17 protein-coding genes are annotated in these 17164 nt (G+C 60.3%); 13 read left to right on the top strand and 4 right to left on the bottom strand.

What is annotated here, in order from left to right:
• Window positions 1-15: 15 nt before the first annotated feature.
• The 7 genes from JOE32_RS07085 to JOE32_RS07055 all read left to right on the top strand — a co-directional run bounded on the left by JOE32_RS07085 (window position 16) and on the right by JOE32_RS07055 (window position 7501).
• Window positions 16-1044: a Gfo/Idh/MocA family oxidoreductase gene (locus JOE32_RS07085; protein ID WP_209982685.1), complete on the top strand. Its 1029-nt coding sequence runs from the start codon at window positions 16-18 to the stop codon at window positions 1042-1044.
• A gap of 128 nt (window positions 1045-1172) precedes the next feature.
• Window positions 1173-1349, top strand: coding sequence for a hypothetical protein (locus JOE32_RS07080; RefSeq protein ID WP_209982683.1), 177 nt, complete (start codon window positions 1173-1175; stop codon window positions 1347-1349).
• 49 nt (window positions 1350-1398) lie between these two features.
• Window positions 1399-2334, top strand: a complete 936-nt coding sequence (locus JOE32_RS07075) for a sugar ABC transporter substrate-binding protein (protein WP_209982681.1) — start codon at window positions 1399-1401, stop codon at window positions 2332-2334.
• A gap of 63 nt (window positions 2335-2397) precedes the next feature.
• On the top strand, window positions 2398-3951 hold the full coding sequence (locus JOE32_RS07070) for a sugar ABC transporter ATP-binding protein (RefSeq protein WP_209982679.1): 1554 nt from the start codon (window positions 2398-2400) through the stop codon (window positions 3949-3951).
• A 25-nt stretch (window positions 3952-3976) separates the two neighbouring features.
• Window positions 3977-4999: an ABC transporter permease gene (locus tag JOE32_RS07065; protein WP_058411640.1), complete on the top strand. Its 1023-nt coding sequence runs from the start codon at window positions 3977-3979 to the stop codon at window positions 4997-4999.
• Window positions 5000-5328: 329 nt separating this feature from the next.
• Entirely contained in the window at window positions 5329-5733 is a 405-nt protein-coding gene (locus JOE32_RS07060; RefSeq protein ID WP_003191666.1) for a TraR/DksA C4-type zinc finger protein, read from the top strand.
• A gap of 181 nt (window positions 5734-5914) precedes the next feature.
• Window positions 5915-7501 (top strand): methyl-accepting chemotaxis protein, encoded by a 1587-nt coding sequence (locus JOE32_RS07055; RefSeq protein ID WP_209990395.1) that lies wholly within the window; start codon window positions 5915-5917, stop codon window positions 7499-7501.
• A gap of 33 nt (window positions 7502-7534) precedes the next feature.
• Here JOE32_RS07055 and JOE32_RS07050 read toward each other — a convergent pair whose 3' ends face one another.
• The 3 genes from JOE32_RS07050 to JOE32_RS07040 form a co-directional block, all read right to left on the bottom strand.
• Complete coding sequence (locus JOE32_RS07050; protein WP_209982677.1) at window positions 7535-7777, bottom strand: DUF2789 domain-containing protein; 243 nt, start codon at window positions 7775-7777, stop codon at window positions 7535-7537.
• Between the two features lie 70 nt (window positions 7778-7847).
• On the bottom strand, window positions 7848-8078 hold the full coding sequence (locus JOE32_RS07045; RefSeq protein WP_209982675.1) for a hypothetical protein: 231 nt from the start codon (window positions 8076-8078) through the stop codon (window positions 7848-7850).
• A gap of 109 nt (window positions 8079-8187) precedes the next feature.
• Window positions 8188-8463 (bottom strand): hypothetical protein, encoded by a 276-nt coding sequence (locus tag JOE32_RS07040; protein WP_209982673.1) that lies wholly within the window; start codon window positions 8461-8463, stop codon window positions 8188-8190.
• A 403-nt stretch (window positions 8464-8866) separates the two neighbouring features.
• On the opposite strand from JOE32_RS07040, the gene JOE32_RS07035 reads away from it, so the two are divergent.
• From JOE32_RS07035 to JOE32_RS07020, 4 genes are all read left to right on the top strand, one after another.
• Window positions 8867-9316 (top strand): hypothetical protein, encoded by a 450-nt coding sequence (locus JOE32_RS07035; protein ID WP_209990392.1) that lies wholly within the window; start codon window positions 8867-8869, stop codon window positions 9314-9316.
• A 133-nt stretch (window positions 9317-9449) separates the two neighbouring features.
• Window positions 9450-10457, top strand: a complete 1008-nt coding sequence (locus JOE32_RS07030; RefSeq protein ID WP_209982671.1) for an ABC transporter substrate-binding protein — start codon at window positions 9450-9452, stop codon at window positions 10455-10457.
• A 1203-nt stretch (window positions 10458-11660) separates the two neighbouring features.
• Window positions 11661-14153, top strand: coding sequence for a TonB-dependent siderophore receptor (locus tag JOE32_RS07025; protein ID WP_209982670.1), 2493 nt, complete (start codon window positions 11661-11663; stop codon window positions 14151-14153).
• Between the two features lie 81 nt (window positions 14154-14234).
• Window positions 14235-14564, top strand: coding sequence for a hypothetical protein (locus JOE32_RS07020; RefSeq protein ID WP_057007420.1), 330 nt, complete (start codon window positions 14235-14237; stop codon window positions 14562-14564).
• 407 nt (window positions 14565-14971) lie between these two features.
• Here the strand turns inward: JOE32_RS07020 and JOE32_RS07015 are convergent, their stop codons facing one another.
• Window positions 14972-15334: an NUDIX domain-containing protein gene (locus JOE32_RS07015; protein ID WP_209982668.1), complete on the bottom strand. Its 363-nt coding sequence runs from the start codon at window positions 15332-15334 to the stop codon at window positions 14972-14974.
• 126 nt (window positions 15335-15460) lie between these two features.
• Between JOE32_RS07015 and JOE32_RS07010 the strand changes: the two genes are divergently transcribed.
• Both JOE32_RS07010 and JOE32_RS07005 read left to right on the top strand, forming a co-directional pair.
• Complete coding sequence (locus JOE32_RS07010; RefSeq protein WP_209982666.1) at window positions 15461-16441, top strand: Gfo/Idh/MocA family oxidoreductase; 981 nt, start codon at window positions 15461-15463, stop codon at window positions 16439-16441.
• A 35-nt stretch (window positions 16442-16476) separates the two neighbouring features.
• Window positions 16477-17106 carry a ribonuclease T2 gene (locus JOE32_RS07005; protein WP_209982664.1) on the top strand — a complete coding sequence of 210 codons (630 nt, stop codon included), beginning with the start codon at window positions 16477-16479 and terminating at the stop codon, window positions 17104-17106.
• Window positions 17107-17164 lie beyond the last annotated feature (58 nt).

Genomic DNA, 17164 nt, shown 5'->3' with positions numbered 1-17164 from the left:
AAAGGAACACGCGTTATGCGAATCGGACTTGTCGGCTACGGCCACGGAGGGCGTTTTTTTCATGCGCCGCTGATTGCAACATTGCCGGGCGCGACGTTTGTGGGCGTGGTCACACGATCAATCGAACGCCGCGAGCAACTGGCAACCGATCACCCGGGTATCCCGGCATTCGACGCCATCGGCCAGATCGTCGAAGCCGGCGTTGATGCGCTGGTTATCTCCACCACGCTCAAAGGCCGCCCGGCCCTGGTGCTGGAAGCCATCGAGCACGGCGTGGCGGTGGTCAGTGACAAACCCTTCGCCAGCAACGCCGAACAGGCCCAGGCGCTGATCACGGCCGCCGAGCGGCATGACGTCTTGCTGAGCGTCTACCAGAACCGCCGTTGGGACTCCGATTACCTGACCGTGCGCAAGCTGATTGACGCCGGCGCACTGGGCACCATTACGCGCTTTGAATCCTGTGTGGAGCGCTACAGTCCGCAGGGCGTCGGCAATGCCAGTGGCGGCGGCTGGCTACGTGACCTCGGCAGCCATCTGGTGGACCAGGCGCTGCAACTGTTCGGCCCGGTGGACCAGGTATTTGCGCAATTGCATTACACCGCCGAACACCCCAGCGTTGACCATGGTTTCTTCGTGTCGCTGACCCATGCCAACGGCGTCATTTCGCACTTGCGGGGCAATGGTCTGCAAAACAGCCCGGCTTCGCGTTTTCGCGTGAGCGGCACCCTCGGGTGCTACACCGTGGAAGGCCTGGACGGCCAGGAAGCGGCACTGATGGCCGGCAAGTCGCCGAAAACCGAAGGCGAGCATTGGGGGGCGGAAGAGCATCGCCGCTGGGGCTGGTTTGAACAAGGCGAGCAGCGCGAACGGGTGCCCACCGAAAAAGGCTGCTGGACGCACTTCTACAGCCAGTTGCAGCGTGCTGTGGAAGGGCAGGGGCCCTTGCCGGTAAACGCCTATGACGCGCTGGAAACCACCCGTATATTGGACGCTGCACGCCTGAGTGCGGAGCGTCAGCAAGTGGTTTCAACGAAAATGGAATAAAATTCTAAAATAGGTTGATATAGAAATTATTTTCCAATAAAGTCTTTTGCAGGTTGCATAAAGTACGTTCCGGACCTGATTCCGGCGACTCAACAAAAACAAGATCAAAAACAACCAGGTACCGTCAGATGAAAATCTTCAACGCCGTACTGCGAGTTTTACGCCTTTCTCACACGCCACGCGGCCTGCCCCGCGCCCGGCCTTTCTACTTCTCCTTTCTCAATGTGCTGTGCGTCGAAAACCACGGCGCGCTGGTGTGCTGCATTCCCGGCGCGCCGGTGGTTCGACTGCCCGCCGAGTCCTGATTAACGCAACGTCCAGAAAACCAACAATAAATGTGGAGACAGACCGTTCATGAAGACCCCGATCCGTTTTACCGCGCTGGCCTTGTCCCTGTGGCTGGCCAGCGGTATGGCCGCTGCCGCCGATATCAAGGTGGGCGTGAGCATGTCCGCCTTCGATGACACCTTCCTTACCTACCTGCGCGAAGACATGGACAAGCAGGCCAAGTCCTATCCCAAGGGTGACGGTGTGCAGCTGCAATTCGAAGACGCCCGCGCCGACGTGGTGAAGCAGCTGAGCCAGGTCGAGAATTTCATCAGCCAGAAGGTCGACGCGATCATCGTCAACCCGGTGGACACCGCATCGACCAAAAACATCATCAGCGCAGCCACCAAAGCGGGCATCCCGCTGGTGTTCGTCAACCGCCGCCCGGACCAGAAAGACCTGCCCAAGGGCGTGGTGGCCGTGACCTCCGATGACGTCGAGGCCGGCAAGCTGCAAATGCAATACATCGCCGAAAAACTCGGTGGCAAGGGCAAAATCGTGATCCTGCTGGGGGATCTTGCGAACAACTCCACGACCAACCGCACCAAGGGCGTGAAAGAGGTGCTGGCCAAGTACCCCGACATCAAGATCGAGCAGGAACAGACCGGTATCTGGCTGCGTGACAAGGGCATGACCCTGGTCAACGACTGGCTGACCCAGGGCCGCGAGTTCAACGCAGTGCTGGCCAACAACGATGAGATGGCCATCGGCGCGTCCATGGCGTTGAAATCGGCAGGCACCAAACCCGGCACAGTGCTGATTGCCGGCGTCGACGGAACCCCGGACGGGCTGAACGCGATAACGAAGGGTGACATGGCCGCCTCGGCGTTCCAGGACGCCAAGGGGCAGGCAGTGGGCTCGGTGGAAGCAGCGCGCAAGATGGCGAAGCAGGAGCCCGTCGAGCAGAACGTGATTATCCCGTTCAAGCTGATCACGCCGGACAACGTCAACGACTTCAAATAGCAGTGACATAACAACAATAAGCGGCAGGGCGGTCACGGCCGTCCTGCCGATGGAGTACTCCCCATGCTCGCTCAAGCGACTGCCTCGCAGCCCCCTGGTATCCAGCCACTGGCGCTGGACGAACCCTACCTGCTGGAAATCGTCAACATCAGCAAAGGCTTTCCCGGCGTCGTGGCCCTGGACGATGTGCAATTGCGCGTACGCCCGGGCTCGGTGCTGGCGCTGATGGGCGAGAACGGTGCCGGCAAGTCGACGTTGATGAAAATCATCGCCGGCATCTACCAGCCCGACGCCGGCGAAATCCGTCTGCGCGGCCAGCCGATCGTGTTTGAAACGCCGCTGGCCGCGCAGAAGGCGGGCATCGCGATGATCCATCAGGAACTCAACCTGATGCCGCACATGAGCATCGCCGAGAATATCTGGATCGGCCGTGAGCAGCTCAACAGCCTGCACATGGTCAACCACCGCGAAATGCACCGCTGCACCGCCGAGTTACTGGCGCGGCTGCGCATCAACCTGGACCCCGAGGAGCAGGTCGGCAACCTGAGCATCGCCGAGCGGCAGATGGTCGAGATTGCCAAGGCAGTGTCCTACGACTCCGACATCCTGATCATGGATGAACCGACCTCGGCGATTACCGAGAAGGAAGTCGCCCACCTGTTTTCGATCATTGCCGACCTCAAGTCCCAGGGCAAAGGCATTGTCTACATCACCCACAAGATGAACGAAGTGTTCGCCATCGCCGATGAAGTGGCGGTATTTCGTGACGGCCGCTACATCGGTTTGCAGCGCGCCGACAGCATGAACAGCGACAGCCTGATCTCGATGATGGTGGGCCGTGAGCTTAGCCAGCTGTTCCCGGTGCGCGAGACGCCGATTGGCGACTTGCTGCTGTCGGTGCGCGACCTGACGCTGGACGGCGTATTCAAAGGCGTGTCGTTTGACCTGCACGCCGGTGAGATCCTCGGTATCGCCGGGCTCATGGGCTCGGGCCGCACCAATGTGGCCGAAGCCATTTTCGGCATCACCCCCAGCACCAGCGGGCAGATCACCCTGGACGGCACGCCGGTGCGCATCAGCGACCCGCACATGGCCATCGAGAAGGGCTTTGCGCTGTTGACCGAGGATCGCAAGCTCAGCGGTCTGTTCCCGTGCCTGTCGGTGCTGGAAAACATGGAAATGGCCGTACTGCCGCACTATTCGGACAACGGTTTTATCCAGCAGAAAGCCTTGCGCGCGCTGTGCGAAGACATGTGCAAGAAGCTGCGGGTCAAAACCCCGTCGCTGGAGCAGTGCATCGACACCCTGTCCGGCGGTAATCAGCAGAAGGCTTTGCTGGCGCGCTGGCTGATGACCCATCCACGCTTGCTGATCCTGGATGAACCGACCCGTGGTATCGACGTGGGCGCCAAGGCCGAGATCTATCGCCTGATCTCGTTCCTCGCCAGCGAAGGCATGGCGGTGATCATGATTTCGTCGGAACTGCCCGAGGTGCTCGGCATGAGCGACCGGGTGATGGTGATGCACGAAGGCGACCTGATGGGCACGCTGGATCGCAGCGAGGCGACCCAGGAAAAAGTCATGCAACTGGCGTCGGGTATGACCACAGTCGACTGATTACAGAATAAGAAGGTGATTGGCTATGAACGCAATAACGGACAACAAGCCGGCTACGGCGCCGGTCAAGCAGCGTCGGCGCTTGCCCACCGAACTGAGCATTTTTCTGGTGTTGATCGGCATCGGCCTGGTGTTTGAGCTGTTCGGCTGGATCGTGCGGGACCAGAGCTTTTTGATGAACTCCCAGCGCCTGGTGCTGATGATATTGCAGGTGTCGATCATTGGTTTGCTGGCTATCGGGGTGACCCAGGTGATCATCACCACCGGCATCGACCTGTCGTCGGGCTCGGTGCTGGCGCTGTCGGCAATGATTGCCGCCAGCCTGGCGCAGACCTCGGACTTTTCCCGCGCGGTGTTTCCATCGCTCACCGACCTGCCGGTGTGGATCCCGGTGGCGATGGGGCTCGGTGTGGGGCTGCTGGCCGGCGCGATCAATGGCAGCATCATTGCGGTGACCGGCATTCCGCCATTTATTGCGACGCTGGGCATGATGGTTTCGGCCCGTGGCCTGGCGCGCTACTACACCGAAGGGCAGCCGGTGAGCATGCTGTCGGATTCCTACACCGCCATCGGCCATGGCGCCATGCCGGTGATCATCTTTCTGGTGGTGGCGGTGATCTTCCACATCGCCCTGCGCTACACCAAGTACGGCAAGTACACCTACGCCATCGGCGGCAACATGCAGGCCGCGCGCACGTCGGGCATCAACGTCAAGCGCCACCTGATCATCGTCTACAGCATCGCCGGCCTGCTCGCGGGCCTGGCCGGTGTGGTCGCCTCGGCACGTGCCGCCACCGGCCAGGCGGGCATGGGCATGTCCTATGAACTGGACGCGATTGCCGCTGCGGTGATCGGCGGCACCAGCCTTGCGGGCGGGGTAGGGCGCATCACCGGCACGGTGATAGGCGCGCTGATCCTCGGGGTGATGGCCAGCGGGTTCACCTTCGTGGGGGTGGATGCGTATATCCAGGACATCATCAAGGGGCTGATCATTGTGGTGGCGGTGGTGATTGACCAGTATCGCAACAAACGCAAGCTCAAGCGCTGAACGGCAGGTTGCAAGCTGCAGGCTGAAGTGGAGCGCCTTGCAGCTTGTCGCTTGCAGCATGCGGCTTATAGCCGCTTTACGAACTTTCCTGCTATAAACGCACTCCGATAACCATTCGCCAAGCCCGTCCTGGTGCCTTTGGGGGTTAATCGGGAAAAAATGCCTGTCATTTCAGTTGCTGCGCCCTCAAGTCGGCCTTAGACTGCCGCCCCTCTTAAATTGAGTGCCGGGTGGCGCTTGGAATGGATGGCGCCTTTCCGAGACCTGCAGAGGTCGACCGGAACGCTCCCTTATTCGCCTTAATGCACGTATTTTTTATAGAGAAATCAATGACAAAGGAAAAGTTGCTGGCCATGCCGGCGGATGACTACATGAATGCCGAACAGCACGCTTTTTTCGAGAAGTTGCTGCAGGACATGAAAGTCGAGCACCACGAGCGCATTGAGCAGAACCGTATCGCCATTGAAAGCCTGGACACCCCGGCCGACCCGGCCGACGCCGCCTCCGTTGAAGAAGAGCGCACCTGGCTGGTCAATGCCATCGACCGCGACCAGCGCATGCTGCCGCAGTTGGAGCGCGCCCTGGAGCGTATCAAGGAAGATTCCTTTGGCTGGTGTGACGACAGCGGCGAGCCTATCGGCCTCAAGCGCCTGCTGATCAGCCCTACCACCAAATACTGCATCGAGGCCCAAGAGCGCCACGAGCAGATCGACAAGCATCAGCGCCAGGCCTGATGCGGTGAAGCTGGGGCGCCGTGCCTGCGGCCCCCCAGGGCAATCCCGTTACACCTCCTCTGTTGATGTGCTGCAAGCCCCCCACTAAAGGCCCATGGATAATGGCCCGATAGTGGCGTCTAATGCAGGCACAACAACGACAAGCAGTGGGGTAACGACGATGGCTGGAGATGGATCTCTGATAGGCATGGCAATGCCACCGCAAGCGGTGAGCAGGCTGCCCGTCTGGCTGATGCCGCTTATGCAGAGCGCCGCCATGGTGCTGGTGCTGCTGGGACTGGCATTTGCCGGTCTGCCGCTGTACGTGTGCCTGCCACTGGCCTTGCTGGTGATCTGGCTGCCGCGCTTGAAAACCCGCACGCCTGCCGTGACCTCGATCAATACCGTCGATGCAATCGGCGAGTTGACGCGCGACCTTTCCCATACCACCAGCCATAACGCATTGTCAGCCGCAGGCGTGGCCTATTCGGTCAAGCAACTGGCGGCGCGCCTGCAATCCCAGCTGAGTGCGGCCAAACAGATCGTCAGCAGCGCTGAAGTGATGATCGGCACCGAACAGGTGACCGCCCAGCTCAGCCGCCAGGCCCTTGGCGCGGCCAGCCAGGCCCATCAGCGCAGCAGTGAAGGCCGCGAGGTGCTGGCCCAGTCCATCACGCGTATGCACCAGCTCAGCCAGCGCGCCAATGCCAGCCGTGAGCTGATCGAAGCCTTGAGCCAGCGCAGCGAAGAAATCCAGCGTGTGACCCTGGTAATCCAGTCCATCGCCAGCCAGACCAACCTGCTGGCCTTGAACGCCGCCATTGAAGCAGCACGGGCCGGCGAGCACGGACGCGGGTTTGCGGTGGTGGCCGATGAAGTGCGGGGGCTGGCCGGGCGTACCGCCAAGGCCACCGACGAAGTCGGCGTGATGGTGGCGGATATCCAGCAGCGCACGGCCCAGGTGGTGGAGCAGATTCGCCAACTGTCGGCGGACTTGAACACCGGCGTCGCGCAGGTGGAGGAAGCGGGCGAACAGTTGGAGGCCATCGCCAGCCTGGCGGCGGATGTGGAAGGGCAAGTCAACGAAATCGCCCAGGGCAGCGACACCAATCGCGCGCAGCTCGACAGCCTGTTCCATGCGGTGGAGCAGATGCGCAGTGACCTCACGGTGAGCGACCAGCAGACGCGCCAGTTGGCCGACGCCGCGGTGCAGATGGAAGGGCAGGCGGAGACCATCAGCGAGCGTTTGGCCGAGGTCGGTCTGGATGACTATCACCAGCGTGTCTACGACCTGGCCCGCGAGGGGGCCAACCGTATCGCCGAACAGTTCGAGGCGGATGTGCAGCAGGGCCGAATCAGCCTGGATGACCTGTTCGACCGCAGCTATACGTTGATACCCAATACCAGCCCGAGTAAATATCACACGCGTTTTGACGGGTACACCGACAAGGTGCTGCCGGCGATACAGGAAGCGTTGCTGCCGCGCCACGAGGGGCTGGTGTTTGCGATTGCCTGCACGCCGCAGGGCTACGTGCCGACGCATAACCAGGCATTTTCACAGGCGTTGACGGGAGATACCCAGGTGGACGCGGTGCAAAATCGCACCAAGCGCAAGTTCGAGGACCGCACCGGCATCCGCTGCGGCAGCCACCAGCAGGCGGTGTTATTGCAAACCTATACCCGCGATACGGGTGAATTGATGCACGACCTGTCGGTGCCGATCAGCGTCAAGGGCCGGCATTGGGGTGGCCTGCGCCTGGGCTATAAGCCCGAGGCGGCCAAGGTTTAGTTCGCCGCCACGGTCATCTGGCTATGGGATGAGTCAGGCTTCCGGGGATTCATGCAGCAACGCATTCAGATCATCCACGGCCGGCGCCCATTCGGCGTCAACATGCAATTGTTCCTTGAGGAAGCTCGCCTGCTGCTCACTCCAGAACGGCGCATCGATCAGCTTTACGTCATTGGGCAGGCGGTGTTCTGCGGTGAAGCGCTCGATCCCTGCCTGGCTCGAATCCAGGCCCAGTTGATCGAACAGGGTTTCCAGCGTCGGGGTAGTAGTGTCCATCGGTTTCTCCATGCGGGCTGACCATCGTATGCATGGGAGACCTGTGGCGCGCCAGAGTTCGATCCGATTCTCAGGAGGTCAGGGCGCCTGAATCCACAGCGGCCTTGAGCGCCTGGGCTGACTCGCGGCCAGCAACCGCAGCCGTCTCGAATGTCTTGAACCAACGGTCTTTTTCCACCTGATGTGTGGTGACGGTGGTCAGCGGTGGTTTGGCGCGCATCACGATTACCGCCTGAAACTCACCCTCTATTTCCCGTGCATCGCCGTGGATGAAAAACTCGCCAATATCAAATTCCGTCACGTATTGCCTTCCCTTCAAGGTAACTGCACTGCTGAAACCGCACCCACATGGGCAAACTTCAATGGACGCGGCAGTATGGCAGTTGTTGAAGGGTGGTGGCGCAGTAAAGTCATCGGTGTGACGAACCGCTCGTCCCGTGAAGGGCGTACAGGCTGGCTTCCAGTTGCCGGGCCAGTTCGCAGGCCTTGCCGTGGTGGCTGCGAAAGCCGCGAATTCTGCCGCTGGTCACTTCCAGAATATGGAAGAAGTTACGTCCGGCCGGTAGAACTTGGTAAAGAACGGAATTGGAGTACCCCTCGGGGTCAGGCAGGCAGTAGTATTGGCGCCCGTCCTGCGCAGATGAACAGGTACGGGAAGACGTAGCATCGTGTAGGCGTGGTTGCATGGTCAGCTCCTTTTGATTGATCCTGTGCACTCATCGGCAGCGTTTCGAGTGGTTTTGAACGGCGGTGCTGTTTTAGTATTGTCGCCGGCAACCCGTCTGGTTCCATGCTCAAATGTTTTGTTTTGTAGGGTGCGTGGGAATTGTGCGCACTGGACCGGGTTATTCTCTGAAGTAGCGCGGCCCGTATTCTCTGGCCGTTGAACCTGTGATTTGCTGTGACGCCGGATGACCTTGCACAAGGTCCATCGTGCGCGCCTGTACTAGTCTTAAGGCGCAGCAGGGTCTTCTTCAGTTTTTTAACGACTATGTGATCGTGCCTGAGGGCCGTTTTTTGTGCTGCCTGCTCCGGCGGGCGGCACTATTTCAATGTGGGGGCGTTTCCTTGGCAGTCAGTAATCTGGATATGCACGCGTTGTTCGTGCTGGGTGATTTGCGCGCAAAGTTGGTCAAGCAGTTTCAATCGCGGTTTGTTTACATCACGGAACAGACGCCGGAAGGCATCTACATTGCCGAAATCGACACCGAGGCGGCCCTGGTCGTCGACGACAAGCCGCGTCTGGAACTGAAGGTGGGCGACCATTTTCGCGCCGCCGTGTTGCCCAGTCGTGAAGGCGGCAAGTTCGAATTGAAGTTTCGCGATATCAAGTTGACGGTGTACGGCCTGGGCGATTACGCCTTTGTTTCGTCAGCCGAAGGCCAAGGCATCGTGTTCAAGGAAGGCCACAGCGTGATGCTGGTATTCGCCGCCCATGAACAGTTGCAGGAAGGCTTGACCAAGACCCTCAAGGCCGTCACCGGCAAAGCCGCCAAGTGGCGCAAGGGTGAGCTGGTGACCTTCAAGGCCAGCGAGTAAACACAGCAGGCTCCTTGATTCCTTTCTCTTTGCGGAACCTCTACTACAGTTGAGCTGACTTAACTATTCAGAGGCTTCGCGCATAGGCAGCAAGCCGTACGTCAGTGGCTGCACAGAGGCGAGGTGGGAAGGCATGAAAGGATTGAGAACCCTGTTGGCTGCGGCTGTGACGACATTGAGTCTGTCGTTGCCGGTGTCGGCGGCGCAGGCCCCCGTGCATTTTGCCGATCTGAATTGGGAAAGCGGCAGCCTGATCACCGAAGTGCTGCGTTTTATCGTCGAAAAGGGCTATGACCTGCCCACCGACACCTTGCCCGGCACCACCATCACCCTGGAAACCGCCCTGGCGAAAAACGATATCCAGGTGATCGGCGAAGAATGGGCCGGCCGCAGCCCGGTGTGGATCAAGGCTGAAGCCGAAGGCAAAGTGGTGGGCCTGGGCGATACGGTCAAGGGCGCTACCGAAGGCTGGTGGGTGCCGGAATACGTGGTCAAGGGTGACCCGTCCAAAGGCCTCAAGCCGCTGGCGCCGGACCTGAAGACCGTGCAGGACCTGGCGCGCTACAAGGACGTATTCAAGGACCCGGAATCGCCCGGCAAGGGCCGCTTTCTCAACAGCCCCATTGGCTGGACGTCCGAAGTGGTCAACAAGCAGAAGCTCAAGGCCTATGGCCTGGACGACAGCTACGTGAACTTCCGCAGCGGCTCGGGTGCAGCACTGGACGCCGAGATAGCCTCATCGATCCGCCGAGGCAAGCCGGTACTGTTCTACTACTGGTCGCCGACTCCATTAATGGGTCGCTACAAACTGATTCAGCTGGAAGAACCACCGTTTGACGCCGACGCGTGGAAGACCCTCACCGACGCCGACAATCCCAACCCTCGTCCCACTCGGTCGCTGGCGTCCAAGCTGAGCATCGGCGTATCCACGCCATTCCAGCAGCAACATCCGCAGATCGCCGAGTTCTTCACCAAGGTGCAGTTCCCCATCGATCCACTGAACAAGGCCCTGGCAACCATGAGCGAAAATCACACAGCGCCAAGGCAAGTGGCCCAGGCGTTTCTCAAGGAACATCCTGAGGTGTGGAAAGCCTGGTTGACAGCGGAGGTCGCGCAGAAGGTTGAGGCTGGTTTGAAGTAGTAGCTGTTTTGCTGTTCAGGGTGCATGGGCCTTGCCAGGCAACTGCACAACCATGGAGGTCGAGCTTGTGTGGTGAGCGGGCTTGCCCTAATGCCGTTCAGTTAAGCCAGCGTGATGCTCGAAGCAACGAGCGGTGCGACTTTTCGGTGTACATATCGGTTTGTGCGGTAACGGCAACTTAGGGTTCCGCCCTGACGGCGGCTCACTTTTGAAAAGCGCAAAAGTAAGCAAAACGCTCTTGCCCCAACACTCGGCACCTCGCCCAGGCTCGGTGTGCCCGAACGCAGGCTTTGGAGCGTGGGCCGCCGCGATGGGCCATCCATGGCCCAGCGCGGCTAACCCGGCGTCCTGCCGGGTTACCCACGCTCCAAAACCTGCGTTCGGCCAGCGTGTTTGACGGGGCGCTTCCAGATCAAAAGCAAAAGCGCGGCGGCCTGAGAGCCGACCGGAATGGTTTGCCGAACGCTGTACAAAATGTGGGAGGGGGCTTGCTCCCGATGGCGTCGGCCCAGCAAACATTGACGTTGACTGACCCACCGCTTTCGCGGGCAAGTCGAATCGTCGCACCGCCGCTCCCACAGGGGCGCTTCGCTTAACTGACTGGCATTATGGCTTGCCCCGCGTTGGGCTGCGAAGCAGCCCTGGTGCAATACCGGTGCATCGCACAGCTCAGCCGCGAATTCGCCACCAGACCACGGCAGCGTTCAAACTTTCGGCGCTGGAGATCTTTCTGGTTGCTATAGAGTTTATTGACATTGCCTTGGCTGGTGTATCTGCGGGTTGTGTTGTATTTCTTTCCGGACCACTGTTGCGATTTGCAATAGGTTTGGCGCGATAGTCATGGTGATATTGCGAGGACGATTTGAGTCTTGGAGTTGATGGGTTTTCAATCGGGCGGGTGGGCGAGGTTTGCCAAGTTGAATATGTATTTTAATTCGCCGTAGTGTTTGGAGATAGACGGTTGTTAGCGGTTTGGAATTCAAGCCTGCTCAGATATTGGTCGGATAGAGATGGATCTTTGCAGCTTTTAGATCAACGAATTCGTGTTCTTTAGGCATAGGTCCCTCGAGTTCAATTAGGATTATAGAATCGCCAACCCGTCTGCTTGCAAAGCACCCGCCCAAATAAAATCGCTCTCATCCTTGCCCGATGTTGCGACCTGGCCGTCATGGTTAATAGAACCTTCATTACGCAGGATTTTCCATGTCGCGCCTTGCCCGTCCCTTGCATCCACTGGTCCTGTCAGTGGCGATCGCCTTTGCCGCCGCGCCGTTGCTGGCGGTCCAGCCCGTCTTTGCCGAAGACAGCAGCAGCGCCTTGCGCCGCTTCCAGGTTCCGGCCGGTGATTTGAGTCAGGCGCTCAATAGCCTGGCCGAGCAGGCAGGGCTGGTGCTGGCCTTTGATGCGAGCCTGACCCGAGGCAAGCGCAGCAGTGGCCTCGGCGGGCAGTACGAGACGGATGCGGCGCTGGCCCGGTTGCTCGCCGGCAGCGGTTTGCAGGCGCTGAAGATGGGCGCCGACCGTTACCGGCTCGAAGCTGTCCCGGATAGCGGCGGTGCCATGGAGTTGCAGGCCACCACTATCAGCGCGGGCTACCAGACCGAAAGCCCCACCGGGCCGGTGGCCGGCTATGTGGCCAGCCGCAGCCTGTCAGGCACCAAGACTGACACGGCGCTGATCGAAACCCCGCAGTCGATCTCCGTGGTCACCAAGGACCAGATGCGCGCGCAGAACGCCGAAAGCCTCAATCAGATCCTGCGCTACAGCGCCGCCGTGGTTCCGGAAACCCGCGGCGCCACCGCTTCGCGTCTCGACCAGCTCACCATCCGTGGCTTCGCCCCGGCCACCTACCTGGACGGATTGCGCGTGCCGTCAAGCCGCGACGCCTTGCCGCAAAAGGACGCGTTCGACCTGGAGCGCGTCGAAGTGCTGCGCGGCCCGGCGTCGGTGCTGTACGGCCAGGGCACGCCGAGCGGGGTGATCAACATGGTCACCAAACGCCCGCTGGATACGCCGTTCCATGAAGTGGGCGTGGAGTACGGCACCTTCAACAAAAAACGCACCACCTTCGACCTGAGCGGGCCGATTGACGATCAGGGGGTATATGCCTACCGCGTTGCCGGACTTTTCGATGACGCCGACGGCCAGGTGGAACACACCGAAACCCGTCGACAATCGCTGTCCGGCGCCTTCACCTGGCGCCCGGATGACGCCACTTCGCTCACTTTGCTGGGGCATTTTCAGAAGGACCCGAAGGGCGCGTCCTACGGGTCGGTGCCGGCCTGGGGCTCGGTGCTGCACAGCCCGACCGGGCGCAGGATTGATGTGGACTTCTATGATGGCGAGAAGAATTTCGAGAAGAGTGACCGCGCGTACTACTCCCTCGGCTATGCGTTCGAGCATCATTTCAACGATGTCTGGACCGTGCGCCAAAACGCCCGTTACCTGCGTGCCGAAGGCGTCTACCGCAGCATCTATAACAGCAACTTGCAGGCTGATTACCGCACGGCCACGCGCTCGACCATCGCCACGGATGTGGACATGGACGCCTACACCGTCGATAACCAGTTGCAGGCCAAATTCGATACCGGGCCGTTGCAGCACACCTTCCTCACGGGCCTGGATTACCAGAACACCAGCACCGACACCAAGGCGGGCTACGGCAAGGGACCGAACCTGGATATCTTCGATCCGGTCTACGGCGCGCCCGTGGCCACACCTGCCTTCGGCACCGACGCCACGTCGCGCAGTGAACAGACCGGGGTTTACCTGCAAGAGCAAATGAAGTGGGACAAATGGGTGCTGCTGCTCGGCGGTCGCTATGACTGGTCCAGCACCGACAGCACCACCAAGGCGCTGAGCAACGGCGCCAAGAGCAAGTCCTCACTGGACAGCCATGCGTTCACTGGTCGAGTCGGTCTGGTGTATCTGTTCGATAACGGCCTGGCGCCGTATGCCAGTTATGCGGAGTCGTTCAATCCGCAGTCGGGCACCGGCTACGGCGGTTCGGTATTCAAGCCGACCGAAGGCACGCAGTATGAAATCGGCATCAAGTACCAGCCGCCGGGCAGCAACAGCTTTATCACCGCAGCCATTTTCGACCTGCGCCAGCGTAACGTTCCGACCCTTGATCCGGACCCGTCCCATATGTGCGGTAACGGCCGCTGTTCGATCCAGGATGGCGAACAGCAATCCCGTGGCTTTGAACTGGAAGGCAAAGCCAGCCTCAACGACAACCTGGATATAACCGCCGCCTATGCCTATCTGGATAACCGCGCCAGCCAGTCCAACAGCACCGCGCAGTACGCGCCGATCACCGATCTCGGCATCGGCCCGGCGGTTCCGGTCAAAGGCACCACGACTTACGGTCTGCCGCGTCACACGGCATCGGCGTGGGCGGACTACACCTTTCACGACGGCCAGTTGAAAGGCTTTGGTGTGGGAGCCGGTGCGCGCTATGTCGGCTCCTCATGGGGTGATACCGCCAACACCCTGAAGGTGCCGGGTTACACCTTGTTCGATGCGGCGGTGCACTACGATATTGCCAACATCGCCAACCCCAGGGACAACCTGCGCCTGGCCGTGAACGCCTCCAACCTTGCGAACAAGGAATACGTCGCGTCGTGCCTGTCGTATTCGTGGTGCTGGTACGGCTCACAACGCACCGTGCAGGCAAGCGCCACTTATCAGTGGTAAATAAGGCAATCTGATGGCCCCCATGTAACAAAATCCTCGCCAGAATCGCTTTTATTTTCAGGTGGTTAGGTGAGGAAGCACATGCGCACTGTTGGAATCATGCTGTTCGCCTGCTCTCTGGCCGGCGGCGCGGCTGCCGTGCAGGCACGGGAGCTGCGCGAAGGTGACAAATACATGTGCAGTTGGGGCGCCGGCACGGCGGCCAGGGCCCAGGAGCTCAAGCTGTCGGGCGTGTCGCTGTATGCCGCTCGGCAGAAGATCCAGACCATCAAGTTCAACAAGCCGTGGATGCACATGATGGCCATGGGTATCACCGAGCAAACCTACGACAGTCGATCACGGCTCAAGCCCGAGGCGATTCGCCAAAGCTTCTATCAGGAATGCCTGCGCTACCGGGTCGCGCGCAAGTGAGGGGCTGAGGCGCTGAGGGCACCCGGGGTTATCCGCCGCAGCGCTTACAAATCCACGACAGATGCTCTGTCTGCATTTGCATACAATCGCGCACTTCACCCTGGAGGCCTGTATGCGAACGCCGGAAAGAGCAGGGCGCCCGTCACTCCTGACTGCGCCGCAACCATCATCGTCCGATAGCTTCGGCTATTTTGCCGCCGCAGTGCTGGGTGTCGCGGTGCTGCTGGGTGTTTGCTTCGTGCAGTACAACGCCAAGGTGGACCGGCAGCGACAGGCGGCCGTCGAGCGTTGGTTGCTGTGTTCACAGATGGAAAGGGTTGCCAGTGTGGCCTCTGTCCGGGGCGTGAGGCTGAGTACAAACTGCCGCACACTGAGCGAGCAGGGTCACAGATAACGCAAACTGCAGGTTACAAACGCCGCACAAACGATTTAACGATATGCCGAGTGGCATCGGTGGTATCGAGCTGATCGACTTCCCCGTAGGCATGCCAGCGACAGTCGACAATCTCGTTGCGCGGGCGCGCCTCGTCGATATTGACCACCGAGGCTTCGAACACATGGTGCAGCGTATCGCGTGCCTTGAGCTCCTGCAGGTACAGCAGCCCGTCCACGCTCAACCCGGTTTCTTCTTCCAGCTCGCGCTCTGCCGCACCCACCGGGCGCTCGTCGCGTTCGACCTTGCCACCCGGCAACGCCCATTTGGATCTGGCCTTGCGCACGAAAAGGATATGTCCCTCGTGTTCGCAAATGACCGTGGCTCTGATTTTCATCGTCTGTGCCCCCGCAGCAAATGAATGTCACAAAAGTGTAATGCAATTGTCATGTTAAGTGGCTATGGCGTGCCGGGGTACGTATGTGGATACTGCCCGCTTGAACGAAAAGGACGAGGAAAACCGATGAACACCGTACGTTGGGGCATGATCGGCTGTGGCAGTGTCACTGAGTTGAAGAGTGGACCCGCTTTCTATAAAGCGCCAGGTTCTGCCCTGGTGGCCGTGATGGGGCGTCGCGCGGAGGCCGTGCGCGATTATGCGACGCGCCATGGCATTGCACGCTATTACACTGACGCCCAGGCGCTGATCGACGACCCCGAAGTGGACGCGGTCTACATCGCCACGCCCCCCGACAGCCACCTCGACTACAGCCTGATGGTGGCGGCGTCCGGCAAGCATTGCTGCGTCGAGAAACCCATGTCGCTGAATGCCGAACAAAGCGCCTTGATGCAGCGCACTTTCGAGCGCGCCGGGCTGCACCTGTTCGTGTCCTATTACCGGCGCTCGCTGCCGCGCTTTCAGCAGGTACGCGACTGGCTGCAACAGGGCCGCATTGGCGAACTGCGCCACTTGACCTGGACCCTGTGCAAACCGCCGGCCGCCAATGACGCCAGCGCCGCCAACTGGCGCACCGACCCGGCCATTGCCGGCGGCGGCTATTTCGCCGACCTGGCCAGCCATGGTTTCGATCTGTTCCAGTACCTGGCCGGGGACATTGTCGAGGTGTCCGGCTTTACCGCACGGCAAGCCGGGCACTATGCCGCTGAAGACGCGGTGACGGCCTGCTGGACCTTCGCCAACGGTGCCCTGGGCATGGGCTGCTGGAATTTCGTCGCAGACCGCCGTGAAGACAAGGTCGAGTTGATCGGCAGCCTGGGTCGCATTACATTTTCCGTGTTCGAAGACCAGCCCCTGCGCCTTGAAGGGCAGACCCACGAGGTGCTGGAAGTGCCGTGCCATGCACACATCCAGTGGCATCACGTGCTGGCGATGAACGCGCACATCCGTGGCGAGGCCGAGCATCCTTCCCAGGCCATCGAAGCGCTGAAAACCGATCGCATCCTCGACAAGGTGCTACAACGTAACCCCAATCATCCCGGATAGCCGTGCCAGGATCAGTCTTTTCAAGGAGCAAAAGAATGAAATACTGGGTGGCCGTATGGCTGGTCCTGGCCGCAAGTGTGACCGCAGCGCCACGCGAGCAGAGGCCGGCCGGGGATTTTGATTTTTATGTGTTGTCGTTGTCGTGGTCGCCGACGTTCTGCCTCACGCACCCGAGTAACGAACAGTGCTCGGGCAAGGGATATGGCTTCGTGCTGCACGGGCTTTGGCCGCAATACGCGAAGGGTGGCTGGCCGTCGGCGTGTGATCCACGGTCGCGGCTGTCGAACGCCGAGCTGGCCAAGGGCGCGTTGATATTCCCCACGCAGGCATTGCTCAAGCATGAGTGGAGCAAACACGGCACCTGCAGCGGCCTGGACGCCACGCGTTACCTCAATGCGACGGATGCTGCGCTGGCCTCCGTGCAGATTCCGCAACAACTGCAACCGTTCGACGTGCCCAATTATCTGCAGGCCGCTGAAATCGAAGCGCTGTTTCGCCAGAGCAACCCGTCCATGGGCAATCACAGCGTGGCGGTGATCTGCAAGGGCAAGGTGTTGTCCGAAGTGCGCGTGTGCCTGAGCAAGGAACTGCGCTTTGCCGGTTGCCCCACAAGCGTGAAGACGCAGTGCCGCAGCGGCGATATCCGCATTCCGGTGCAGCGTTAATCTGAGCGCGGCACCTGCCTGATCCGCAGCTTTGCGGTATCCTCCGCGCCCCGCTTAT

The sequence above is a fragment of the Pseudomonas sp. PvP025 genome, from assembly GCF_017832155.1.
Taxonomy (GTDB): Bacteria; Pseudomonadota; Gammaproteobacteria; order Pseudomonadales; family Pseudomonadaceae; genus Aquipseudomonas.
This window is presented reverse-complemented; position numbering and strand designations above follow the sequence as displayed.